Below are 604 nucleotides of genomic sequence, written 5' to 3' on the forward strand. Positions count from 1 at the left end.
CCGGGAGGGTCAGAGGTCGCCGGGTGTGGCCAGGCCGGTCAGGGCGCCCACCGGGTCCAGGTCGGGGGTGCCGCGGGGCCACCAGTCGTCGCGGCCGGGCTCCGACTCGTACGCGTACCACAGACCGTCCCGGCCCAGGCGGAGCTGCAGGTGGCCCTGGGGGTGGGTGAGCCGGTTGCGCGAAGGACGGAAGGCGGGCAGGTCGGCGGCGAGGAGAAGCGGACGGGCCCGGTCGAACCGGCCGGCCGGCGGATCCCAGGGCTCCTCCAGGACGGCGAGTCCTTCCAGGCCGCCCTGCCGCCAGGCGGCCACCGCACGCGCCAGGTCCGCCGGGGTGCGGCCGGTGGCGGAGGTCAGCGAGGAGTACAGGGCACGGGTCGCGGCGGTCAGTCCGGAACCCGGGCGGGCCGCGGCGAGGCGCACCGCGTCCTGCCACAGCGTCAGCCCGCCGACGGGGTCACGCCCGGTGGTGAGCAGGGCGTGGGCGCGGGCCGCCGCGTCGGTCGCCAGCTGGTCCAGGGCGAACGGGTCCGGCCCGCCCGGGGCCGCCGGATACGCCGGGGGCTGCTCGGGGTGCGCGGGCGGCGGCAGCGGGGCGGGCAGG

1 pseudogene is annotated in these 604 nt (G+C 79.5%); it reads right to left on the minus strand.

The features are described 5' to 3' along the window. Positions 1–9: 9 nt before the first annotated feature. Positions 10–604, minus strand: a pseudogene (locus tag BZY54_RS48990) (SWIM zinc finger family protein); the annotation flags it as partial.

The sequence above is a fragment of the Streptomyces carpinensis genome, assembly GCF_002154505.1.
In the GTDB taxonomy this organism is placed as follows: Bacteria; Actinomycetota; Actinomycetes; order Streptomycetales; family Streptomycetaceae; genus Streptomyces; species Streptomyces carpinensis.